The organism is Marinobacterium lutimaris, assembly GCF_900108065.1.
Lineage (GTDB): Bacteria > Pseudomonadota > Gammaproteobacteria > Pseudomonadales > Balneatricaceae > Marinobacterium_D > Marinobacterium_D lutimaris.
Genome location: NZ_FNVQ01000001.1, coordinates 382,148 through 406,959, shown reverse-complemented (window position 1 = coordinate 406,959; position 24,812 = coordinate 382,148). Strand labels below are relative to the sequence as shown.

The window sequence follows — 24,812 nt, the reverse complement described above, 5'->3', positions numbered from 1 at the left end:
TGCTTATAATGATGCTGCCACATCAGGCCGGGCTTGTGGCCCGACCCTCTTGCAGCGCAACCCTCAGGATTTAACGCTTCTTACGGTTGGCGACGTGGATAGCGTGACCATCCACAGCCAGTGCAGCTTCGTGAACCGCTTCACTCACGGTCGGGTGAGCGAAGATGGTCAGCTGCAGGTCTTCCGCACTGGAGGAGAACTCCATCGCGATTACACCCTGAGCGATCAGCTCAGAGGCGATGCCGCCAACAATATGAACACCCAGAATGCGGTCAGTCGCTTCGTCAGCGATCATTTTGACAAAGCCTTCGGTGGCATTGGCTGCCATCGCACGACCTGATGCCGCAAACGGGAATTTGCCGACTTTATATTTCACACCCTCAGACTTGAGCTCCTGCTCAGTCTTACCGACCCAGGCCAGCTCCGGGAAGGTGTAGATGATGTTCGGTATGCAGTCATAATTCATTGCGGCTTTATGGCCGGCAATGATGTCTACTACCATGATGCCCTCTTCCGAGGCCTTGTGTGCGAGCATCGGGCCACGAACGGAATCACCGATCGCGTAGACGCCCGGTGCGTCAGTGCGGCAGCTTTCATCAACGAAGATGAAGCCACGCTCATCCAGCTTAACGCCGGAATCTTCAGAAAGGAGTCCCTGAGTCTGCGGACGACGGCCAACCGCAACGATCAGCTTGTCGACTACCAGCTCCTGGTCGCCGTTGGAATCGGTGTACTTAACTTTCACCTCTTTACCATCGACGATTTCAGTGCCGGTGCAGCGCGCACCCAGTTTGATGTCCAGACCCTGCTTGGTCAGCAGTTTCTTGGCTTCTTTGGAAACGTCGATATCAGCCAGGGACAGGAAGTCGTCCATCGCTTCAAGTACGGTAACTTCAGAGCCGCAACGAGCCCAGATAGAGCCCATTTCCAGACCGATAACACCCGCACCGATGATACCAAGGCGCTTCGGCGCTTCGTCGATATCCAGTGCACCGGCGTTATCCAGAATCAGACCTTCGGTCAGCGGTGCCGGCGGGATCTCAACCGGAACGGAGCCAGAAGCCAGGACGACGTTTTCAGCATCATGAGTAGAAACGTTACCGTCTTTGTCGGTCACTTCTACTTTTTTGCCAGCCAGCAGTTTGCCGGTACCCTGCAGCAGGGTCACGCCGTTCGCCTTGAACAGGCCAGCGATACCGCCAGTCAGGTTCTTAACGATCTGGTCCTTGCGCTCAACCATTTTCTTGGTGTCGATCTGGACGTTGTCCGCAACGATACCCTGAGCAGCAAAGCCATGCTGAGCTTCGTGCAGCTTGTGAGTGGTTTCGAGCAGCGCCTTGGACGGGATACAGCCGACGTTCAAGCAGGTGCCGCCCAGTACAGCGGTACCCTTGTCATCAACCCACTTCTCGACACAGGCAGTTTTCAGGCCCAGCTGCGCTGCACGAATCGCAGCCACATATCCGCCGGGACCGGCGCCAACAACAATTACATCAAATTTATCTGCCATTACTTAATCCTGTTCTCTCTCGTTCGATGGTGGGCTCGATTAGATATCCAGCAGCATACGGGCAGGATCTTCCAGAAGATCCTTGATGGTAACCAGGAACTGTACTGCTTCCTTACCGTCGATCATACGGTGATCGTATGACAGCGCCAGATACATCATCGGCAGGATCACAACTTCGCCGTTAACAGCCATCGGGCGTTCCTGGATTTTGTGCATACCCAGGATTGCAGTCTGCGGCGGGTTCAGGATCGGAGTAGACATCAGGGAACCGAACACACCACCGTTGGTGATAGTGAAGGTACCGCCCTGCATGTCGTCCATGCCCAGCTTACCGTCACGGCCACGCTTACCGAAGTCAGCGATAGTCGATTCGACATCTGCCAGGCTCATGCTGTCGGTATCACGCAGAACCGGAACCATCAGGCCACGTTCGGTAGATACAGCAACGCCGATATCCTGGTAACCATGGTAAACCATGTCGTTGCCATCGATAGAGGCGTTAACGGCCGGGAAGCGTTTCAGCGCTTCGGTAGCCGCCTTCACGAAGAAGGACATGAAGCCCAGGCGAGTACCGTTGTGGGTCTTCTCGAACAGGTCTTTGTACTGCTTACGCAGTTCCATGACCGGCTTCATGTTGACTTCGTTGTAAGTAGTCAGCATGGCAGCATTCTGCTGTGCTTCAACCAGACGCTTGGCGATGGTGGCACGCAGACGAGTCATCGGAACGCGCTTCTCGGTGCGCTCGCCAACCGGAACATTCACCGGAGCAGCCGCTGCTGCAGGCTTCGCAGCAGGAGCCGCCGGCTTGTTCTTCAGGTAGTTCTGGACGTCTTCCTTGGTGATGCCGCCGCCTTTGCCGGTCGCCGGGATCTGGCTTGCGTCCAGGTTGTTTTCGTCGATCAGTTTACGGGCTGCAGGACCGACCTTGTCGCCGTCGCCGGTTTCGCCGGCAGCTTCAGTGGTCGTTTCAGCCGCGGCCGGAGCTGCAGCTTCTTTAGCCGGTGCTGAGGCGCCCGCAGCACCTTCTTCGAAGATAGCGATAACTTCGTCGCTCAGGACGGTATCGCCTTCGTTTTTAACGATCTCTTTGATCACGCCGTCAGCCGGCGCAACCACTTCAAGAACGACCTTGTCGGTCTCGATATCGACGATGAGGTCGTCAGCTGAGCAAGCCTCACCAGGCTGCTTGTGCCAGGTTGCAACAGTACCGTCCGCTACGGACTCCGGGAATGTCGGTGCTTTGATATCGATGGACATGCTGTTTCCTTTAATATGGTGCTCGTTTCTATGCTAACGAACTGTCATTAACCGTTGATTGCTTCGTTGACCAGCTGTTCCTGCTGCTCAAGGTGAACCGAGATGTAACCCACAGCCGGTGCTGCAGCGTGCGGACGACCAACCCCTTCGAGATAAAGTTTGGGGTTATGCTTGTGCATCACGTTGCGCATATGGTGCTGACTGCAGTACCAGGCGCCCTGGTTCATCGGCTCTTCCTGACACCAGACCACTGTTTCCAGGTTGGTGTACTCGGCGATCGTTTCCAGCAGGATCTCTTCCGGGAAAGGATACAGCTGTTCGATACGCACGATAGCAACATCATCTTTTGCCAGTTCGGTGCGACGGTTATACAGATCGTAGTAAACCTTACCGCTACACATAACGAGGCGTTTTACTTTCTTCGGATCAAGCGCATCCACTTCCGGGATTACCGGCTGGAATGAACCGTCAGCCAACTCTTCCAGTGACGAAACCGCCTGCTTGTGACGCAGCAGTGACTTCGGAGACATCACGATCAACGGCTTACGCAGCGGGCGCACAACCTGGCGGCGCAGCAGATGGAAGATCTGAGCCGGCGTTGTCGGTACGCAGACCTGAATGTTGTGCTCGGCGGACAGCTGCAGGAAACGCTCCAGACGTGCTGAAGAGTGCTCCGGCCCCTGACCTTCGAAACCGTGCGGCAACAGCATGGTCAGACCACAGAGACGCTGCCACTTCTGCTCACCAGAGGTGATGAACTGGTCGATAACCACCTGAGCACCGTTGGCGAAGTCACCAAACTGAGCTTCCCAGATAACCAGCGCGTTAGGCGTGGTGGTGGCATAACCGTATTCAAAGCCAAGCACCGCTTCTTCAGACAGCAGAGAGTCGTAAATATCGAACTCAGGCTGTTCAGACGCGATGTTCTGCAGCGGCACGTAGCTGCTGGCATTTTTCTGGTCGTGCAGCACCGCATGACGGTGGGAGAAGGTACCACGACCTACGTCCTGCCCCGTCAGACGCACCGGATGACCTTCAGCCAGCACAGTCGCGTAGGCCAAGGTTTCAGCGAAGCCCCAGTTGGCTTCCATGGCACCATGAGCCATCTTTTTACGGTCTTCGTAGATCTTCTGAACCTGACGCTGAATCGCGAAGCCTTCAGGGTACTCGGCGATATTGTTCGCCAGCTCCTGCAGCAACTTGATATCAACGCGGGTATCGCAGTCGAAGCTCCACTGGTGACCCAGGTAGGGGCGCCAGTCAACGAACAACTCGGTGTTCGGCTCTTTAACCAGAGCGCGTGCCACGTGCTCGCCGTTCTCGAGCTGGCTGCGGTACTCTTTCTCCATCTCTTTGCTCTGCTCTTCAGAGATCACGTTTTGCGCAATCAGCTGCTCAGCATACAGAGCACGGGTGGATTTCTGGTTTTTGATCTTGGCGTACATCAGAGGCTGGGTGCCGGACGGCTCGTCAGCTTCGTTGTGGCCGCGACGACGGTAGCAGACCAGATCGATAACCACGTCTTTCTTGAACTCATGACGGTAATCGACCGCCAGCTGAGTCACGAAACGAACCGCTTCGGGATCGTCGCCGTTAACGTGGAAAATCGGCGCCTGAACCATTTTCGCAACGTCGGTGCAGTACTCAGTCGAGCGTGCATCTTCTTTGCGAGAAGTGGTGAAGCCGACCTGGTTATTGATCACGATGTGGATGGTACCGCCGGTTTTGTAGGCACGGGTCTGAGACATCTGGAATGTCTCCATGACCACACCCTGACCTGCGAAAGCAGCATCACCATGGATGTTAACCGGTACCACGGTATCGCCATCATCATCATTACGACGATCCTGACGCGCACGCACGGAACCGACAACAACCGGAGCTGCGATCTCAAGGTGAGACGGGTTAAACGCCATCGCCAGGTGAACTTCGCCGCCATCGGTCATCACGTTGGAAGAGAAACCCTGGTGGTACTTAACGTCACCAGAACTCTCTACCAGCTTCTTACCTTCAAACTCACCGAACAGGTCAGTGGGGTTCTTACCGAAGATATTGACCAGGGTGTTCAGGCGGCCACGGTGGGCCATGCCGATAACGATCTCTTTGGCACCCTGTTTACCGGCGCGACGCACCAGCGTGTTCAGAGAGACAATCAGAGACTCGCCACCTTCAAGACCGAAGCGCTTGGCACCGGCGTAACGGGAACCGAGGTACTTCTCGAGACCCTCTGCCGCCGTCAGGCGCTCAAGCACCATCATCTTCATATCCTGTTCTACTTCAGGATGTGAACGCACGGGCTCCAGGCGCGACTGAATCCAGCGCTTTTCCTGGGTATCGACGATGTGCATGTACTCAGCGCCGACGGTGGTGCAGTAAGTTTTCTTAAGATCGGCCAGGATCTCTTTCAGCGGCGCCTCTTCCTTACCGAAGAACAGAGAGCCAAGCTGGAATACGGTGTCGTAATCCGCTTCAGACAACTCATGGAAACGCGGCTCCAGATCGGGCACCTGCTCACGCTCAAGAAGACCCAGCGGATCGATCTGCGCCACCTGATGACCACGCACACGATAGGCGTTAATCATACGCAGCACACGAACCTGCTTCTTCTCATGCTCTGAGCTTACGCTACTCACCACACCGGGCTGAGCACGTTTCTGATTCTTGGAAAGATAAAGGAAATGCTCCCGGATTGGAGAATGGGGAACATCCTGGGAGATGCTGTCACCAACTTTAGGAAGCTGGTCGAACTCTTCACGCCATTCTTGTGGAACAGCGTTCGGGTCCATCAGGTAGGTTTCGTACAGTTGCTCGACGTAAGAAAGGTTGCCACCGTACAGGTGAGCATTCTTCCACATCAGCTCCATTATGCCATCTTGCATTATGATATCACCCTGGCTTTGGGGGCGTAGGCCGCGATCAGGGTGCACCATGTCCTGCTCATCAATACCTATCCCCTGCTGATTACCGATTTGTTATTCAGCTGCAATCTAACGGGTCACGCGAAATTGCGGGGAATATTTTACGACTTTTCATTGAGCCTTAACACAGCTAGCGGGGATGGATACTACTAAAGTTCCCTCGAATTCTGTTTTTCCTTCCACAAAAGACGCATTGCGTCCTGCCAGAAACGAAAAAAGCGGCACCAGGTGCCGCTTTCTGTTCAATCAACAACCAATCAGGTCGCCTGCTGAATCAGCATGGTACGGATCTTACCGATCGCTTTGGTCGGGTTCAGACCTTTCGGACATACGCTGACGCAGTTCATGATGCCGTGGCAGCGGAATACGCTGAACGGATCATCCAGATCAGCCAGACGCTCACGAGTCGCGGTGTCACGGCTATCTGCCAGGAAGCGGTAAGCCTGCAGCAGACCAGACGGCCCAACAAACTTATCCGGGTTCCACCAGAACGACGGGCAGGCAGTAGAGCAGCATGCACAGAGAATACACTCGTACAGACCGTCCAGCTCAGCACGCTCTTCCGGAGACTGCAGACGCTCGATAGCCGGCGCCGGAGTATCGTTGATCAGGAACGGCTTGATCTTCTCGTACTGCTTGTAGAACTGAGCCATGTCGACAACCAGGTCACGGATGACCGGCAGACCCGGCAACGGACGCAGCACCAGCTTGTCAGCTTCAACAACCGCAGACAGCGGAGTGATGCAAGCCAGGCCGTTCTTGCCGTTCATGTTCATACCGTCGGAGCCACAAACCCCTTCACGGCATGAGCGACGGTACGCCAGCGTAGCGTCTTTCTCTTTCAGCAGCTGGAGCAGATCCAGCACCATGATGTCTTTGCCGCCCGGGATATCGATATGGATATCCTGCATGTACGGCGCGTCATCAACCTCAGGGTTATAGCGATATACACTTACCAGCATCGTATCAGCCCCTTAATAAGTTCGTACTTTCGGCGGGAACGGATCCATCGTCTTCGGTGCGAAGTTAACCGCACGTTTGCCGATGTGCTTGTCCTGCGGGTAGAAGACGGAGTGGCACAGCCAGTTCTCGTCATCACGTTCGGTAAAGTCGTTACGGGCGTGAGCGCCACGTGACTCTTTACGCACTTCCGCAGCAATAGCCGTTGCCTCTGCCACTTCCATCAGGTTCTCAAGCTCAAGCGCTTCGATACGCGAGGTATTGAAGGCATTGCTCTTGTCTTCAAGATGTACGTTGGCAACGCGTTCGCGGAGCTCTTTCAGCAGACCAAGACCTTTCTGCATGCTCTCGCCGTCACGGAATACACCGAAGTACAGCTGCATGGTGTTCTGCAGATCCTTACGCACATCAGCGATACTTTCACCGCCGGTAGAGCCGTTCAGACGATTCAGACGACCCATGGCCGCTTCGATATCAGCATCGGTAGCGGAAGCCACTTCATAGCCTTCACGCATCTGCTGCTCAATCTGCAGACCCGCCGCACGACCGAATACAACCAGGTCAAGCAGTGAGTTACCGCCCAGACGGTTAGCACCGTGTACGGATACGCAGGCAACCTCACCACAAGCAAACAGACCCTGAACAACGGTGTCTTCACCGCCATCGTTCGGTGCAAGCACCTGGCCGCCGATGTTGGTCGCCAGACCACCCATCATGTAGTGGCAGGTCGGTACAACCGGAATCGGCTCTTTAACCGGATCCGCAGCAGCGAAGGTCTGAGACAGTTCGCAGATACCCGGCAGGCGGGAGTGCAGAACTTCTTCACCCAGGTGATCAAGCTTCAGGTAAACGTGGTCGCCATTTTCACCACAGCCACGACCTTCGAGAATCTCGAGGATCATGGAGCGCGCAACAACGTCACGACCAGCAAGGTCTTTCGCGTTCGGAGCGTAACGCTCCATGAAACGCTCGCCATCCTTGTTGATCAGGTAGCCACCCTCACCACGGCAGCCCTCGGTTACGAGGACACCGGCACCGGCAATACCGGTCGGGTGGAACTGCCACATTTCCATATCCTGCGCCGGAACACCGGCACGCAGCGCCATGCCGACACCGTCACCGGTGTTGATCAGGGCATTGGTAGTGGAAGCATAGATACGACCCGCACCGCCGGTAGCCAGCACGGTAGCCTTCGCCTTGATATAAACGGTTTCGCCGGTCTCGATGCAGATCGCGATACAACCAACGACAGCACCGTCAGCATTCTTGACCAGATCGACCGCATACCATTCATTCAGGAAGGTAGTACCGGCCTTCATGTTGGCCTGATACAGGGTGTGCAGCAGTGCGTGACCGGTACGGTCGGCAGCAGCACAGGTACGGGCAGCCTGACCACCCTCACCAAAGTTCTTCGACTGACCGCCGAACGGACGCTGATAGATGCGGCCTACTTCAGTACGGGAGAACGGCAGACCCATGTGGTCCAGTTCAAATACCGCCTGAGGACCCACAGAGCACATGTACTCGATAGCGTCCTGGTCACCGATGTAGTCAGACCCTTTGACGGTATCGTACATGTGCCAACGCCAATCATCGTTCGGATCAGCACTTGCGATAGCACAGGTAATACCACCCTGGGCAGATACAGTGTGGGAACGAGTTGGGAAAACTTTGGTCACACAGGCAGTGTTCAAGCCGGACTGTGCCAGCTGGAGCGCAGCGCGCATGCCTGCACCACCACCGCCGACAACAATCGCGTCGAAAGAGAGCGTACGCAGTTTAGACATGTCTTAGATACCCCAAAGAATCTGGATGCCCCACACAACGTAAATAAACGCGAGCAGGCCACAAACGGACTGGAATACGAAACGGGCGCCGGTCGGTTTGATGTAGTCGGTAGAAACAGACCACATACCGATCCAGGCATGTGCAACCATGGAAAGCAGTGCCAGCAGCGTAAAGATACGCATACCTGTTGCGTCGAACAGGCCTCTCCACTGGTTGTAATCCATATCCGGGTTGAACAGCAGGTAGCCGATCATGAATACGGTGTAAGCAAGAAGAATGACAGCAGTAACACGCTGCATCATCCAGTCATACAGGCCGCTACGGCCAAAGCTAGTAATGCTGGTTACCATATCCATACTCCTGCCAGAAGAATCGCTACGACGGCAACAACAAGTGTTACCTTGGCTGCGCGCTGACCGCTTTCCAGCTCTTCACAGAAACCAGCATCCATAATCAGGTGCTTGATACCCGCAAAGAAGTGGTACAGGAGCGCTGATACCAGACCCCATGCAATGAGTTTTGCCAGGAAGGATTCCTGGAGCATCTCCTGAGCTTCAGCAAAGCCCTGGGGAGATTCCAACGACAGGCTCAACGCATACACCATGAAGATGGCGCCGAAGAACAGCGCGACACCTGATACACGGTGCAGGATGGACGTAATCGCCGGTAGTGGCTGTTTGATTGTTCGCAGATCTAAGTTTACAGGTCTATTTTTGTTCACGGCTCTAGTTCACACTCTTTCGGCCCTGTTGCAGGACTCGGTTGTTTGGAAGTGCTCAGAGAGTAGTACCTCGAGATGCCTGAAATGCGCTCATATATTTTGCTTTTATGAGGCATTTCAGGTGCGGAAGTATAGACACTTCCCCCTTTGAACACAATGCAGCCCAGGCCGCATTAGCCTTATGTCCAATGCCACCCACACCTTATAAAAGGCTGATCCCCACCTCTTATTAAAGCCATTATGCCGATGAATGGAATTGAAATTTTCCTCATGATGCAACGCAACATATTAGCCCTTCGGCTAAATTGACAATCACGCTTCAAACCTTATAGTGGTTGCACTCTTTACAGGGGCCTCAGACGATCCTGAAACCCTGAATTTAAGCGGCTGACAACAAGTCGCAGCTATTACAACCGAATGATAGGAGCCTCGAATGGCTGACAAAAAAGCACGTTTGACAGTCGATGGTCTGGAAGATGCAATTGAGCTTCCCGTTTATAGCGGTACAGAAGGCCCGGACGTTATCGACGTACGCCCGCTGACCGGTCAGGGACTTTTCACCTACGATCCCGGCTTCGTCTCTACGGCAGCCTGTGAGTCCAAACTGACCTACATCGACGGTGGCAAAGGCATCCTGCTTCACGGTGGTTACCCCATTGAACAGCTGGCGCAAAACGCCGACTACCTTGAAGTCTGCTACCTGCTGCTGAACGGTGAGCTCCCGACCGACGAAGAGAAAGAAGAGTTCGTCAACACTGTTACCAACCACACCATGATCCACGAGCAGATGAGCCACTTCTTCAACGGCTTCCGTCGTGATGCTCACCCCATGGCCATCATGTGCGGCGTGGTCGGCGCCCTGTCAGCCTTCTATCATGACTCCCTGGATATCAATGATCCATACCACCGCGAAGTCTGCGCATACCGCCTGATCGCGAAGATGCCGACGCTGGCAGCCATGTGCTACAAGTACTCCATCGGCCAGCCGTTCATCTTCCCGCGTAATGAGATGAGCTATGCCGAAAACTTCCTGCACATGATGTTCAGCACCCCCTGCGGTGAATACGAAGTCAGCCCGACTCTGGCCAAGGCGATGGACAAGATCTTCATCCTCCACGCTGACCATGAGCAGAACGCTTCAACCTCTACTGTCCGTCTGGCGGGCTCTTCAGGCGCCAACCCGTTCGCCTGTATCGCTGCCGGTATAGCAGCACTCTGGGGACCGGCTCACGGCGGTGCTAACGAAGCCGTACTGGTGATGCTGAACGAAATCGGCGACGAGTCACGCATCCCTGAGTTCATCGAACGTGCTAAAGATCCGAACGATCCGTTCCGTCTGATGGGCTTTGGTCACCGCGTATATCGTAACTTTGACCCCCGCGCCAAGGTTATGGCACAGACCGCTGAGGAAGTGCTGTCCGAGCTCGGCGTCGAAAACGACCCGCTGCTGAAGATCGCCAAGCGTCTTGAACAGATCGCTCTGGAAGACGAATACTTCGTTAAGCGCAAGCTGTACCCGAACGTCGACTTCTACTCAGGCATCATCCTGAAGGCGATCGGCATTCCGACCAACATGTTCACCGTGATCTTCGCCCTGTCCCGTACCATCGGCTGGATCTCCCACTGGAATGAATTCCATTCCAGCCCGAACAAAATCGGTCGTCCGCGTCAGCTTTACACCGGCCCGAAACAGCGCGATTACCCGACGAAGTAAGTCTTACTTCGCAACTGAAACAGCCCGCCAAGTGCGGGCTGTTTTATTTCTGGAACACTGAAATCCCATCGTTTTCAGTATCAGGAGATAAAAGCCTCAGATTCTACAGTCACTCACCGTATGAGCGCCCCCCGGCGACTCAAAGAGGTCGGATAGCTAATCCGTCTGGCTGCGCTTTCTCCGTTTTCTCGCCCAACGCTGCCGATTGGCAGTAACAGGATAGAGCAGCTGCCCGATCACCGATCGCGGCAAGGGTGTCGTCGTGCCATAAAACGCAGGCCAGAGATCCTTAGGCATATGGTAGGTGCCAAACAGACGGTCAAAAAGTACCGTATGAGCGCCGTAGTTGGTATCGAGCGCAGGCTTCTCAGAGCTGTGGTGCCAGTGATGAAACTGCGGCGTCACCAGGAGATACTTGATAGGGCCGAAAGGGATCGCCACATTGCAGTGGATCAACACCGCCTGCAAAGCGGCAAATACCACGTATATGTTCAACGCGGCTTCATCCGCGCCAAGAAGATAAAGCGGCACCATCACCAGCGCACGTTCCGAGAACACCTGCACAAAATGGCCCCGAGAGCCTGCCAGCCAATCGATATTCTCAACCGAATGATGCACAGCATGAATCGGCCATAACAGCTGCACCTCGTGGTAAAGCCGATGCTCCCAATACAGCACGAAATCCGCGCACAGGACGATTAACACCACCTGCAATAAGACCGGAGTTGCTCTTACGGCGTCCTGCACGGCAGGACTTAGCGCCCAATCAAAGTGACTGGCCTGGTAATTGGCAAAAATCAGGATGGCGGAAATCGCCAGATGATTAAAACAGAAATAGAAGAGATCGACTGACCACTCCGGCCGCAGAATCAGCTGGTCGCTGTACTTGGGGAACAGCTTCTCCAGCGTCATAAAGATCAGCGTCGATCCAAGAAACGCCAGTACCAACCAATCGACACCCAGTGATAACTCCCTGGGTTCCACATCCCCTACCGGCACGCTGTAACCGCCCAGGGCAAACGCCACGAGCGTCAACCCGACACCTATCAACCCCAGCTTTTTATAAGCCGCCCGATTCAGGACAAACGTCAGCATGCCGAACAGCAGAGACGCATACATACCGTACTTGAGGACGTGCTGAAGTTGCTCGCCATCATAGGCTTTTCGTAAATCGGTGGTAGTGAGATATGAGGGGTAAAGATAAGCCAGAACAGAAAGCACACTGAGCACACCCAGGGTGACGGAGAGATAAGCACTGATGCGCCCCTCCCCTAACCGAAACTCTTGAGTAACGTCTTTCACCACCTCTCGGGGCCGGTATTCGTAACCGCTATCCATAATTGTTACTGATCCATCAATAAAACTGTCTTCGGCCGCCAGAAGACGTTCATCTGGCGACACACTCAATCGAGCACACCAGTCTGCGCGCTAAGATCAATGCGAGTGTACAGCACTACTTAATTAAACTGGATCCAGCCGCCATGATTCGGACGTTGTGCTTCAGCTGCCGCTAATGAGACTGACAAAAAATCCTCGGCTACGATCACTTTTCCCTGAGAATTCTAGGATCAGTATTAAGGTCAAATACTATAGAACATCCAGCCGATAATACCGATTGCCGTGCCTATCCCTAACACAGTGCAGATCAGCGGGTACCATAGCTCCCACCACCCCAGCGGGCCATTGTCACGCCAGGTCAGTACATATGAATCATCAACGTCGATCGTACTTTCTCTTTCCACCTCTGCCGGCCACTCAGGCTGCTTACAAGACCACATGGCGATCATTCGCCCAATGGCGTTCAAGCCCAAAACCGGCGAGGCGATAAGCTGCAGCCAGGGCCAATATCCCGACCAAGCATAGTTTTGAACGATGCTCCAACGCCAGCCTTCCTTTCGACCCTCAATAGGTAAAAGGTAACCAGTCTTTTGCTTGAGGTGCTGCCAAGTTCGTTCAATACCATCATGTGCTTCCATGTACGGCTGTATAAATGCCCAGAATCTATCGATCGATTCCGCGTTACCCAATATCGAAGGATACCCTAAAGAAAAAGACTCCCGCACAGTCTTCCCGTCAAGGTCTAACACATGGACACGAAGATCATAGGTAGTACCGGTTAGAGAGCTCTTTGCTTCGCCAAGCGTGATGAAAAGAGAATCCCAAGGGACGGTAAGAACCGTGCCATTCTGACGAAAGAAGTGTACTTGCCCTGTCTTACGGTTCAGGCGCATAGGATAGTGTGTATAACGACCGCATTCTGTTCGAATCAACCACCACCCACCCCAGGCAAGAAGCAAAGAAACGGGGAGCAAGAAAATTAGCATGAACCACATAGCTCCCGGTTCATCTGCGATGGGAGTCATGAAAGGTGCAACCGCAATCATTGTTGCGAAAGAAAACCCGATAAGAACCACGCATGCACCGAGCCAAGTATTAAACCCTTTAATAGAATACCACCGATCCACTAGATCAATATAATTACTATTGATTTCGATGACCGATAAGAAATCCGTAGGTTTAGCATTTGTTTTTCTATTTCGACTGTATTGGTTTTTACGTTCTATTTTCGTTAAAGAGCGATCGACAGAAAAACGAATGTTACGATAATCTAGTCCCGCGTAGTCCATATTCAGCCCTTTATACTTCATAACGCCCCAAAATATAGGAGAAGAGTCATATTTCCTACATTATTTATTGTATTTACTCTAAAAATATAAATTACAGAAAATGGGAAATATACTTCTTTACAAATACGACTCTATTTTATTATAGAGCTTAATTTGCTTATTAAGGAGGTCCACCGCCTCCCATGAACCACCAGGATTTGATTTTATAAATACCATTAAAGATATCATTATCTTATTTCCATTATATATAACAACCAAAGCCTTACCCTCACCCTTAGAGTCATAAAATTTTGCACTCCAGGGAGGAGGCGATAACAATACATGAACTTTTTCGTTACTGTCATTAAGGAACCAACCCGTATCTTCAGATAGTTTATTTATTATTTTTTTATTTTCCAATTCTGACCGCCCCATAATTGTCAAAATCTTTCTGCGCCTTGACATTCCAAAGCAAGCCGTAATGACAAAGATAATAGAAATTACAGTCATTATATCAATCAAAGCAACAGCCCAAATCGTATTACCATAAAAATATTCATTTGATTGCCAATCAATTAAGGATACCGAATACGGAATCAAAACAACAATCAAGAATCCTAAAACAAAAGAGTTAAAACCTTTGTTAATGTTATCTAATTTTTCATCATATGTGAAAAGTCTATTCTCATTAATAGTTTTATCTACATTTATATTCTCAGGAACAACATCACAAACCATTTAAAAGATCCTTCTAATAACATTAAATCCCGATAAGAGATTGATAATACTTTTAATAGTGAAAATTGGGGTAAAGTCCTGTTTACAATCAGGGGCCCGGGCGCTAAGCGTTTGTAACTAGTGGCTTTTAAACAGCTAGCCACATTCAGTCATTACTGACTCAGGGATAACGGCATCCTGAGCTATCGACTCGATGGATTGTGGGCAGGATTTATTCGGGAGCCGCTCTTAGCAAGTAGAGCGGTAGGTATTGGCGATCGCAATGCTTGACGGGGAAGATGGGCAACGTCCCCGCGTTTGCTGAGCGCAGGTTGTGCTGTTTCCAGCCCTTAATTGAACTGGATCCAACCACCACCCACTTGGATATTGTGCTCTTCCTGCCACTCACGGGACTGACGCAGGGCCTCATCGATTTGCTCTTGGGTCATTTTGGTTGCGATTCTTTTCTTTCCTTTGACACCGGCAGTACCGCTTAAGTCGTAATATTTATAGGCTTTGACCAAATCGATCTCGGTGCCATCACCTTCCTCATAACTCTCAGCCAACACTGGAAAACTTGCTATATTTCCTTCTTCAAACCTGTTAAAAATACCTTTCTTTAACCAAGTAAAAGACTTTTCTTTATCCTGAGAAACGTAAATTCCCTTGTCATACATGTAAGAAAGCCGCCCTGCCGAAACTCTATCGCCAGATTCACCAGCTTTACTCAACCAATAAATTCCCTTATCCATATCTTTTTCATAAAGCTCTTTCCAGTCCTTCCCCACATAGGCCATACCTAGCATTCTTTGTGCAAGGATGTAGCCATCCTTTGCCGTTTTATTTGCTAGCTTTCTCGCTTTTTCGATGTTTTTTTCGACACAAACGCCATGATAATACATAGTAGCGAGAGCGTGACCAGCATCGGAAATTTCGGCGCTCCACGATTTTTTTAATAGTTCAACAGCTTTTTGACAGTTCCGCTCAACATTGAATTCGCTATCACCGTTCAGATAAAGAAGTCCTAATAAATATTGCTTTTTACTAACACTCGGAGGTGAAATATCCTTGACCTCTTTCTCTGAAAGCTGCTCGAAAGCTATAGCAATTGCCTTCCGAGTAGGGTCTTGAAACAGGATTTCACCCTGTGCGCTGGTCGATAGACACAACACGATCATAGAAATAAAACGTATCATTTGGCCGCTTCCAATTCGTTTTTTCGATCTTTGATTTGTACAGTCAAGACATCCTTCCTAAACGATTGATTACCTCTAGATCTAAACCTGATCGTTAAGTCGAGCAATTGGGTCAAGTTGCTTTTCGAGTATACCTCGGACCATTCCGTCTCGAAGGCGTTGTCTTTCAGGGTGAATTCCGGAGAGCTATCAGGTTCAGCGCCGGGGAGCGAGCGCCGACTAGCGCCAGGTACTAGAGTTTCACTACTTTGGCTCTTCTGATAGGACCACCCCACTATCGTTTCCGGCCTATTGTGCGTGATAGGGTCAGGTCTTGCTTTTTGCCTGCTAAATCTGTGTGAATCGGCAAAAGGCAAGACCTGACCCCATATGCCCGCAATTGGAACTCAAATGAGGCGTCAATATTCTGCTTTTTCCGTCAGCGAACTTCCTTTCCAGGCAGTTCAGACGGATTAACCCTGTGCCCGCAACATCTAATCCACTCGCACGAGGTTTGACAGAGAGTGAAATAGGGGTCAGAGCCCTATTTCTAATAGGGTGCGGTCTCAGCGAGCTGTCATCATCGCTACTGACAGCCGGTGACCGGAAATAGAGGGCAGAGCCCTATTGCCGATTACCGGAAAATCTTCTTTGGCGAGACCACCGAACAAGAAACTCTGCTTATAGCTGAGTAGAAGCTGTGCTTTCCCGGCGTAGCTTTCTTGGCCAGTACACCGGCCAGCAGAGCATCAAGGAGCACCAGTGCGCCGTCGCGTGAAGCAGCATGAGTGGGGAGGCAATGAGTACCAGCGCGATCATGCCTGGACTCCAGGGGGCTTCCGCCCATTTATTCTCCAGAAAGCTCCAGGGTGCCAAAAGCGAACGCCAGGGCCAAGGGAAACTGGGGATACATTTGGGTTTGGGGATACTCTCTGGCCCTTCTTCCATATAGCGGCGGATATACTCCCAGAGCGCATAGAGCTCATGATCGCTACGCAGTGGCGCTCCGAGAAAGACCACATCGTGATATTCCTCCCCGGTACGCTGCTTGAAAAAGAACAGCATCAGGATCTCACGCTTGCGCTTTTTCGTTACCACCTTGTCATCAGGATCGACAGAGGCGACCACATCATCCCAGTTATAAACTTTATTCCCGCCTGAAAAATTCGGACGATTGATATAGACTTTTCGGGTTTTACGATTGAAGCGGACGACTATGTGGCGCTGGACAAGACATTCCATTCTAAATATCCAAAACAAGTAAAAAAACACAACAATCAGTGCAAACCATATGACCCAGAAAATAGTAGCACCGATGTAATCGTCAATACCTGCAAGCCTGTCCGTTTGAGAAACAAATCCTGTAAATAATATACCAGTAACCTCTGGAAGAATAAAAATTGGAAAAAAAACAAGACCAAAAATCAAGGGAAACAAGCCCAGTAAAATACCTCCCCGCCACTCATCAAAAAATGTTCTCACATCCATGTAGGTATCATTGAAATGATAGATTGATCGAGAGTCAGAGGGACAATCGCTGACCTGTCTCTCTTGCATACGTCGGTACTGCTTACCATATTTTTGGGTCGTTTTTTCAAACTGTTTCATATCACCTTCAAATCCAGTGATATCTTTCTTGCTAGCCGTCAAGGTACGGCGCATGAGCCACTCAACAAAATACATCAGGTCACATCCTGTAAAGCGTGGTGAAACGCACCAACTTCTTCGGCGTAGTCATCGTAATAATCTGGCTTAGCTTCACGCGCGAATACGCAGCGTTTGCACCACTCCTCAAGCGCATCGTCACCAAAAATCCAGAGCCCGATCGTGATGATGATTGCGGCCCAAGAGACCAAGGCAAAGCCGAGTAAAACAACTCCGCGGATTGCCGCTGAGGCCAAAGTACGAGCCAACGGCAATAGCAGCGAGGCTAGCCGTTTTGCAAGAACGCTCTTTCCCTGATCTGCGATTCGGGATAAAAACGCGACCGAAGATGCCAAAGTCACAGCTGTTCCTAATATCGCAATTCCGACATTCGCAAAAAATCTAAGCCCGTACGCAGATGCTAATAGAGTATTATCACCTCGTCTGAGAAGCTTTGTTGCCTCTATAGCATCATCAATTGCCCCAAAGCACGCCCCCACCGAACCCAACATCCCTCCCCAAAAAGAGAAGCCTCCCAACCGGAACCTCAGAGCGCTTCCCACATCGGTCGCACGGTATTTACCCATCACCATAACCATGTTGGCCCCTGCGGCCGCCGTATCTGCGATAGAGCCAGCCACAACGATAAAAGCACCCGCCATTTGCATATAGTCGCGCGAATCTTTGTCTTGCTTCGAGAGGGCCTCGTAAAGGACGAAGCTTTCGATTATGGCCACCACTACACCTAACCGAAACTGCATAAAATCGCTGGCCGCCCCGCCCAACGCAGTCTCCATATCACGGGCTAAATAACGTTTAGCCTTGGCGAGTTCCCGGGCCGACCCCTTGTTAAACCAACGGCGATTTATAGCGATTTTCGCCGCATCACGAGCGAGCTGTGCACGCATCAGACCGAAGGATATCCTCAGCGTGCCACGATCCAGAGGCGCGATGCTGGCTTTTTCAAAGAAGCCTTTCATCACTTGGGTATACCAGGCCATAGTGAGCCCCAACCTCCCGGAGCGGAACCAGTCGGGAGGCCCTTCGAGGGCCGCATTGGCCGTATTAAACGCAGCGATGAGATGTTTGAACCCTTGGATAATCCTCTCAGGGTGCGGTCCTAGCCAGCTGTCATCATTGCTGTTGGCAGCCAGTGTATCCTTAGCACGAAAGGCAACGATATCTTGCTGGCCAGCTCGCCGAATATCGTATTGATTCAAACAGTACACCGCCCAGATCAGGTTTGACCGATCGTTCATTTTAATATTCCGGCACCACTGGCTCACTAATGCCGCACCTTCTTCGGAAGCCTCCATCCCCACCGTGGCCTGAACTGCCTGGATGCTGTAGGCCCAACCTCTAATAGGATCGCGGGAGTCATAGAGATCCAACGCATTGAGAAACGGATCCCCCTGAAGCCAGGCGAGGTGATCCTGCACACGGTTAGCCAATAACGTCTCCTGACGACGGGATTCGTCCGCCATGCTATCGTCAAAGGTCTGGCGCGCATTCTGGTTCAGTAGCGGAGCGTACGTGCTGTCGTACTCATGTTGGAACTCAGTAGTACGCTCGGCGGTAATACGTCGGGTGCTCTCTTCCAGTATCGTGGCCTGCCTTTCTTCATATTCTTCGACCAGTTCAACGTCACGCTCGGTTGGCTCACGGCGGCCACCGATTTCCGCTTCTCCGACAACACGGACGTGTGGCATATACTTCAGCCCGACCTGCGATCTAAACCTGGTCAGGTCTCGTTGTGCGAAGCCGTTAACCCGGCCTTTAACGTAGCTCTCGCGCAAATCCCGTATTAATTCCGACGTGTAGAAACGCTGTTCGTTAGTGAGTCCTTTCTCGTCCTCTTTTTCCATCCAGTCGCGTAGCGACTCCAGGGCATCGTTACGATGATTGTTCAACTCTTGAGTAATACCGATGGCATCTGCCAGCACAACAGCAAAGCCTCGGACTCCGTCTAGCGCTCTATGTATACCGTCAAACCGAGACCAGTAATTTTTAAGATTTGCGGGCTGAGCCGCTTCGTCGAACGGATTGGTCAGCGGAGGAAACGTTTGTTTCTGCAACAACTCACAAACGCTCTCATCCTGATGACCAACGAATTCAGCCACCTCGGTATCCAGCAGGGTGGAAGGAATTACACTTTCACCCACGCAACTTTGGGCTAACTCCGATATAGGGAACTGCTGAAGTGATTCCCTGAGCCGCGAGCTAGACTTGATGCGATCCAGCATGCGGACGCTTAGAGGGTCCGGCAGAAACAGCATATATCCTTCCGACACATCCTCTGCGTCGTTGATCGTGAAGTAAGATAAGCCGCCGCCTTTCCGGGTTGGTTCGTATGGATTTATATGAGATAGCAATGCGTCTGGAGAAACGTAGTAGCAATGCTCCCAACGGTAGGTCCCCAGGCGATTTAGTAGTACGTATAGGTAACCCTCCCGGAGGAACCTGGCGGCATACTTGCCTCTAGAAAGATTTATATCTGCAACAGGCGCGCCCTTGTATTCAGGTACACTATTAAGCGCCACTACATCTTCATCTTCGGCATAAACAGCACTGTATCGCAGCGGTAGAATGTTGACCGATTTTTTACAATCCACCGTAGCACCATCCCCTCCGGGCTGAGGCATTGCTGATAATCGGTTTCCTATGCTTTGCCCTATATTGAGGGGATCCAAAACACTAGTCATGACGCTTCTCCCTGATGCTTAGCGGGCCTATCATTTCCAAGTTTTCCGCCAACGAGCGGGGGCCTGTCACAGACAAATCAACGGCATTCGAAAAACCTGGATCACGAACTACTTCCATTCCATAAGCCACACAATAAGCGGCAAATACACTCAAATCCTTTATGTCATCAAGGCCAGCCATTCGTGCTGAATCCACCGCGCTATCGACAATAGCCAGACGCAGTCCAGGGCATGCGACTTCAAATAGAGAGGGTGAGGAGCGCTCAAGTTCCGCAAGTATCTGATGCGTTAACGGATCGCTACCAATGGCCTGGATCAGTTCAGGTGTCATGGTTATGGTTGAGTCACTATCCACTGGCGGTTCTTTGCTGTTCCAGCGGCCGGCGTACTCCAGCCACCCGTCGAGCCCTGGTAACCACCAAAGGCCCAAACTGCCGAACAGTCGGCTGTGCCAACGCATGTCCGATCGACGATGTAAAACGGGCATCACATGAGGAGCGTAATAACGCAACAACTGCGCTTCGCCATTTTCATCTTCAACGACGCAGAGCTGCCCCAGCTTTTTTGCCTCGTCTGCCACAGGTTGATGAGTGAGCAGCAGTCCATGCAAGCCGCTCTCTGCCATCGGATACAGTTTGGAAAGCAAGGTATCGATATCACTTTGAAACAGCCAAGGCCCTAATGGTCTAAGTGCTTCAAACTGAGACTGTTGCAGCCAGGGATGACCTTTAAAACCTCCCCAAAGAGCTTCCCGTTCTCTTTGAGCGAGCAACCCTGTTTCAACGACTGCACATACCGATACGGAATCTCGGTCTTTATCTTCAAGCACTCGGATATACTCGAAAACCCGCGTTTTCAGTTCTTCGTTACTCAGACTCATATTTTCTAGGCTCATAGTTGCACCTTAACCAGCGCCCTTTGCTCTTTTAGCGCCTTCATCCAGCAACTTACACAAACCGGCTCATCGGCCTGGGGCAATTCAGGTTTCCCGACGTACATCTCTTGTGGCCCACTAAACGCATGCTGGGCCCCCTTCACATCGATCATCCCCGGGCAGTGGATATCGATATTGCCGCCTTCTATACGGATGTAACCGCCACCGCTACTGAGCAGTATTCCCTTGTCTGCATTGATCTCGACTCGCCCTTCGGTGGAGGTGATTTTCATATCCTTCTCTGCCGTGAGCTCCATGGTATCGCTCTGCGCCTGAACCTCGACTTTACCCCTTGCGGCAAACAGCTTAATCCCTGCGCGGTAGACGAACAGCGAGAGTTTCTCGGTGATGGCGGCGACAAGGCTTCTGCCAGCTGCGATATTGACGTCATCGCCGGTGGAGACGCTCAGGGAGTGACCCTGTGCCATATGGGTGGATTGCGGCGTGCTCATTGTGATACCCGCCGCGGAGGCCATATGCAGCCAGGGGGCTTTCATATTGGCGGCCTTGCCGCGACCGCCTGTGTCGCTGGCGGCACTGGCGTTGTCCTGCTGGCTGCTATCCGCTACTTCACTGGTGCCGTAGTCGCTGTCGGCATCCTCACCGGCCTGTTTCAGGTTGGCTCTGGCTTCCAGCGCTTCGGCGTTGTGATCCGCCGCGCTCTGGCTGAGGCTGTCGGTGAGGTTCCAGGCGCTGCCGAGCTGATCCCGCGCGGGGGTCATATCGAGTTGATCGCCACTGGCGCCGAGCTGGCCCCAGCTGGAAAGGTATAAGCCCTGGTTGGCACGAATAGCGCCGTAGGCGTCGGTGCGCAGTTCAAAACCGGTACCACGGAACGCACCGCGATAGTTGCCCTGCTGATGGATCAGGTAACCCAGGTTCAACTGGCTCTTTTCGTTCTCGGAGTTAAGGCGCACCCGCTCCTGATCGGTAGCGTCGTCAAAGACCAGTTCGTTGTAGCTGCTGCCGCGATAGGTTTTACTTTTGAAGCCGGAGAGCAGACCGTGGCTGTGCCATTCGGGGTTCTGTTCGCCGTTATAGACGCGGCCGGTGATCAGAGGCCTGTCGGCATCGCCTTCCAGAAAATCAACGATCACCTCCTGGCCGATACGCGGCACAAACACACCGCCCCAGTTGGGGCCGGCGTTGGGTTGGGCGACACGCAGCCAGACACCGGACTGTTCGTTGTGTTGGCCTAACCTGTCCCAATGGAACTGCACTCGGACGCGGTTGAGATGATCGGTGTGGATCTCTTCCCCTTCGGGACCCACCACGGTGGCGGTCTGGGGGCCGCCGATGACGGGGCGATGGTGCAGCAACGGGGAGCGGTAAGGCTGTGTGCGGCGCTGGGCCTCAATCTCGATCAGACAATGGCCGGTACCGGCGCTGCGATAATCACTGCTTAGCTCGGCGTGGCTGTTATCAGTCAGCCCCTGTGCCTGTTTAGCCGCATCGATCTGTGGCTTGAGACTGCCGGGCAGTGCATTGAGCTGGGCCGAGACCGGCAGGGCATTCTCGGCATGGATGGTGACACCCAGCAGCAGGAACTGGCGTTCCGCTTCACCACCCAGGCTATGCCGCGGATGCTGGCTGAGTTCAAACCAACGCCCCACCTGCATCTGACGGGTGCCGCCAGCACCTCGAAAACGCTTGGCTTGGGACTCGTGTGCTTCAAGGCGATTAGCGGTAAGACGTTCACCGCGATCATAGCCGTAGTAGTAATACTCGCCGGCGTAGTCGTAGACCTCTTCGTTGCTGAGGTTGCCCTGGTCGCTAAGGGCGCTGAGCCCGGTGCGCTTGCTCAGTGAGGGCTGCTTGTAGTCGAAGGTGCCAACACTGACGCGGGTGGGTTGCTGCTGACGCACGCCACCCCACTGGGTCAGGGCATCCTCCTGTTCGGTAGCATCCTGACGGTGAAAACGCACCACCTGCGGTGAGACCGGCTGGGTGGTATCCACATCGTCGGTGATTACCAGCCGATGGCCGTTGAAGGCGTTGTCTTCACCATTACCACTCTCTTCAGCACCTGTCTCGTCGTTACCAGCATGCTCGAAGTAGTACCAGAGACCTTCCTCTTCCATCAGCCGGCTGACGAAGTTGAAGTCGCTCTCGCGGTACTGCACACAGTAGCTGCGGGCCGGGTAGTCACGACGCAGGTCGAAACGGTATTGCCCCTGCGCCAGCTTGTGGCCGTTGAACACTTCGGTAAGGACGTCCACCACGGAGCGGTCCTGAAACAGACGACTGTCGCGGCCAAGCTTGAGCATCTCCAGCCAGGGTACGATGGTGAGCTGGTAGTAGGTGACACCGCCATCCTCGCCCAGCATGCAGGCCTCGGAGACAAGGCCGTGCAGGGTCTGATAACCGCCGCTGGCCTGCAGCAGAGACAGGCTCGCCGGTTGGGCCATCAGGGTCTTGAGCTCGATATCCCCCTGCTGGGAGAAGCAGTCCACAACGTAGCGATAGGGTTCGCTAACGCGCTGCTCACCCACCAACCGATGGGGTATCAGAGCCGCGCCAGAGGTTGAACCGAGCGACAGCTTTACCAGTCGCTGCGCCTGGGACAGCGGTGTATTGAAAGTTTCAAGTATGTTGTCGAGTATGGACTCAGCCATTTGAAAATTCCCTTTTTATCCCGACCGGTTCTTGCTCCCAATATCAATTGGTTGCTAGATTATTTGTCGTTTATCCCCTTCCGGGGAGATCCCTATCACCTTTGTCAGGAAAACCTTATCGATGAAAGGAATCGTCGTACTTGGTGATGCCACCACTCATGGTGGCAAAGTCATCTCTGCCCAAAGCAACTATCTGATCGATGGCAAACCCGTGGCCTGTGTGGGCGATACCGTCACCTGTCCGAAGAAAGGCCACGGCGGCACGACCGTTATCGTCGAAGGCCATCCGACCATGAAGATCAATGGCAAACCTGTTGCTCTGCACGGTCATAAGACCGCCTGCGGCGCCAGCCTGATCTCTTCGCACAACGGCCATAGCGGTCACGAGTGATTCTCCTTGGTGTGCGCCTCTGATAGCGCCTCGGTTTGCGCAGCTCTTCGGTGAAAGCTGCGCAGCACCCAGGCCTCTGAAGAGGTTTCTGCGCTCAGGGACATGATGACAGCCTCCTGATCGGCACCCAGCCCGGTCATCGCCATCACTAACATCAACGCCGGTATTGCTTCACCGGTCCAGCCACAGGAAACATCCAGCGCTACCGCATCCTCAAGAGCATCTACACCCGGCCAGCATTCAATCACTGCGCCGCCCAATTCGATGGCTCGCCCCGGCAAAGCAAAGGCATCAATCACCATACGAGCCGGCTCGTCACCCTCCTCGGCATTTACCCAAACCGACTGCAACAGCTCAATCAGCTCCTTACGTCGTTGGTTATTGCGCAAGCTGGCCCGTGCGGAATGTTCATGTGTTACGCCCTTGCCAAGTAACCACCCCTCTTCAAAACACTTCTGCTGGGGTAACACCCTTTGTGCGAGCAACGCGACAACGGCTTCGCCCGGATATACACCCGCGCCCCTTGAAGCCTGGGATAACAGAGTTCTAATATCCGGCGCGGCGAGGGCTTCAGGGTTAAGCAAGGAATCGGCACAGATCCAGAGCACATACGGCATGCCACCTTCCTCTGTGACACCGAGCAGTCTGTGGGGATCATCCGCCTTGCGAGTAACACGAAGCTCCCCCAAGCGCTCGCCAAAGGCGGTTTCAGCGAAGAGATCTTGCAGGTAACGGGTGAGGATATCGGTCGCTTCAGGGGAGCGGACCGGTGCAGTCAGGATCACATCGAAACGGCTATCTTCCGGCACCGATTCAAGCAACATCAGAGCATCGATGACTATCGCCTGCAGCAGTTGCTGTAGACGCACAGCCCTGGCTTCAAGACGCTTGAGCCGCAGGTCTGAGAGCGGCGGCAGGTCACTGATTTCGTGAACCAGCAATCTGTACCCATCAGCCCCGTGAAGAGACTCTGACAAGCTAGCGCCCGCGGGTTCGGGGATATCGCCGTTACCGACAAATCCGGCAGACGTCAGGGCGACACCATCGATCAGGCGCAGCCGGTCAGGATCGTAGTCAGTACGTGTCTGATCCAGCGTTGGTTCCGGCTCAGGCTCGGGCAACCGCTGGTGCAGGCGATCAAAAATCGAGGCGCGAGACAT

Annotated in this window: 18 protein-coding genes; 2 read left to right on the top strand and 16 right to left on the bottom strand. The window is 52.9% G+C overall.

Features of this window, described 5'->3' with window-relative positions:
- Positions 1-70: 70 nt before the first annotated feature.
- The 7 genes from lpdA to sdhC form a co-directional block, all read right to left on the bottom strand.
- Positions 71-1,510 carry a dihydrolipoyl dehydrogenase gene (lpdA, locus tag C4S72_RS01890; RefSeq protein WP_104001379.1) on the bottom strand — a complete coding sequence of 480 codons (1,440 nt, stop codon included), beginning with the start codon at positions 1,508-1,510 and terminating at the stop codon, positions 71-73.
- Positions 1,511-1,549: 39 nt separating this feature from the next.
- Positions 1,550-2,767, bottom strand: a complete 1,218-nt coding sequence (odhB, locus tag C4S72_RS01885; RefSeq protein ID WP_104001378.1) for a 2-oxoglutarate dehydrogenase complex dihydrolipoyllysine-residue succinyltransferase — start codon at positions 2,765-2,767, stop codon at positions 1,550-1,552.
- Positions 2,768-2,814: 47 nt separating this feature from the next.
- Positions 2,815-5,646 carry a 2-oxoglutarate dehydrogenase E1 component gene (locus C4S72_RS01880; protein ID WP_104001377.1) on the bottom strand — a complete coding sequence of 944 codons (2,832 nt, stop codon included), beginning with the start codon at positions 5,644-5,646 and terminating at the stop codon, positions 2,815-2,817.
- 296 nt (positions 5,647-5,942) lie between these two features.
- The gene (locus tag C4S72_RS01875) at positions 5,943-6,647 is read right to left on the bottom strand and encodes a succinate dehydrogenase iron-sulfur subunit (protein ID WP_104001376.1); all 705 of its coding nucleotides are present in this window, start codon (positions 6,645-6,647) and stop codon (positions 5,943-5,945) included.
- Between the two features lie 12 nt (positions 6,648-6,659).
- Complete coding sequence (gene sdhA, locus C4S72_RS01870) at positions 6,660-8,432, bottom strand: succinate dehydrogenase flavoprotein subunit (protein ID WP_104001375.1); 1,773 nt, start codon at positions 8,430-8,432, stop codon at positions 6,660-6,662.
- 3 nt (positions 8,433-8,435) lie between these two features.
- Entirely contained in the window at positions 8,436-8,783 is a 348-nt protein-coding gene (sdhD, locus tag C4S72_RS01865; RefSeq protein WP_104001374.1) for a succinate dehydrogenase, hydrophobic membrane anchor protein, read from the bottom strand.
- Positions 8,777-9,154 carry a succinate dehydrogenase, cytochrome b556 subunit gene (gene sdhC, locus C4S72_RS01860; RefSeq protein WP_104001373.1) on the bottom strand — a complete coding sequence of 126 codons (378 nt, stop codon included), beginning with the start codon at positions 9,152-9,154 and terminating at the stop codon, positions 8,777-8,779. The genes sdhD and sdhC overlap by 7 nt, the downstream gene beginning before the upstream one ends.
- Positions 9,155-9,587: 433 nt before the next feature.
- Here sdhC and gltA point away from each other — a divergent pair, with 433 nt between their 5' ends.
- On the top strand, positions 9,588-10,868 hold the full coding sequence (gene gltA / locus C4S72_RS01855; RefSeq protein ID WP_104001372.1) for a citrate synthase: 1,281 nt from the start codon (positions 9,588-9,590) through the stop codon (positions 10,866-10,868).
- A gap of 156 nt (positions 10,869-11,024) precedes the next feature.
- Here gltA and C4S72_RS01850 read toward each other — a convergent pair whose 3' ends face one another.
- The 8 genes from C4S72_RS01850 to C4S72_RS01810 form a co-directional block, all read right to left on the bottom strand.
- Positions 11,025-12,269, bottom strand: a complete 1,245-nt coding sequence (locus tag C4S72_RS01850; RefSeq protein WP_235009098.1) for a sterol desaturase family protein — start codon at positions 12,267-12,269, stop codon at positions 11,025-11,027.
- A 179-nt stretch (positions 12,270-12,448) separates the two neighbouring features.
- Positions 12,449-13,495 (bottom strand): DUF6708 domain-containing protein, encoded by a 1,047-nt coding sequence (locus C4S72_RS01845; protein ID WP_146071848.1) that lies wholly within the window; start codon positions 13,493-13,495, stop codon positions 12,449-12,451.
- Between the two features lie 117 nt (positions 13,496-13,612).
- The gene (locus tag C4S72_RS01840; RefSeq protein WP_104001369.1) at positions 13,613-14,212 is read right to left on the bottom strand and encodes a hypothetical protein; all 600 of its coding nucleotides are present in this window, start codon (positions 14,210-14,212) and stop codon (positions 13,613-13,615) included.
- Positions 14,213-14,541: 329 nt separating this feature from the next.
- Positions 14,542-15,387 (bottom strand): tetratricopeptide repeat protein, encoded by an 846-nt coding sequence (locus C4S72_RS01835; protein WP_104001368.1) that lies wholly within the window; start codon positions 15,385-15,387, stop codon positions 14,542-14,544.
- Between the two features lie 660 nt (positions 15,388-16,047).
- Positions 16,048-17,049 carry a DUF6708 domain-containing protein gene (locus C4S72_RS01825; RefSeq protein ID WP_235009017.1) on the bottom strand — a complete coding sequence of 334 codons (1,002 nt, stop codon included), beginning with the start codon at positions 17,047-17,049 and terminating at the stop codon, positions 16,048-16,050.
- On the bottom strand, positions 17,049-19,712 hold the full coding sequence (locus C4S72_RS01820; RefSeq protein ID WP_104001366.1) for a T6SS effector BTH_I2691 family protein: 2,664 nt from the start codon (positions 19,710-19,712) through the stop codon (positions 17,049-17,051). Before C4S72_RS01820 ends, C4S72_RS01825 begins: the two co-directional genes overlap by 1 nt.
- A complete protein-coding gene (locus tag C4S72_RS01815; protein WP_104001365.1) occupies positions 19,705-20,607 on the bottom strand; it encodes a DUF4123 domain-containing protein in 903 nt (300 codons plus the stop codon). The genes C4S72_RS01820 and C4S72_RS01815 overlap by 8 nt, the downstream gene beginning before the upstream one ends.
- Entirely contained in the window at positions 20,604-23,261 is a 2,658-nt protein-coding gene (locus tag C4S72_RS01810; RefSeq protein WP_104001364.1) for a type VI secretion system Vgr family protein, read from the bottom strand. Before C4S72_RS01810 ends, C4S72_RS01815 begins: the two co-directional genes overlap by 4 nt.
- Positions 23,262-23,382: 121 nt before the next feature.
- Between C4S72_RS01810 and C4S72_RS01805 the strand changes: the two genes are divergently transcribed.
- Complete coding sequence (locus C4S72_RS01805) at positions 23,383-23,652, top strand: PAAR domain-containing protein (RefSeq protein WP_104001363.1); 270 nt, start codon at positions 23,383-23,385, stop codon at positions 23,650-23,652.
- Here the strand turns inward: C4S72_RS01805 and C4S72_RS01800 are convergent.
- Entirely contained in the window at positions 23,643-24,812 is a 1,170-nt protein-coding gene (locus C4S72_RS01800) for a hypothetical protein (protein ID WP_104001362.1), read from the bottom strand. The genes C4S72_RS01805 and C4S72_RS01800 overlap by 10 nt on opposite strands.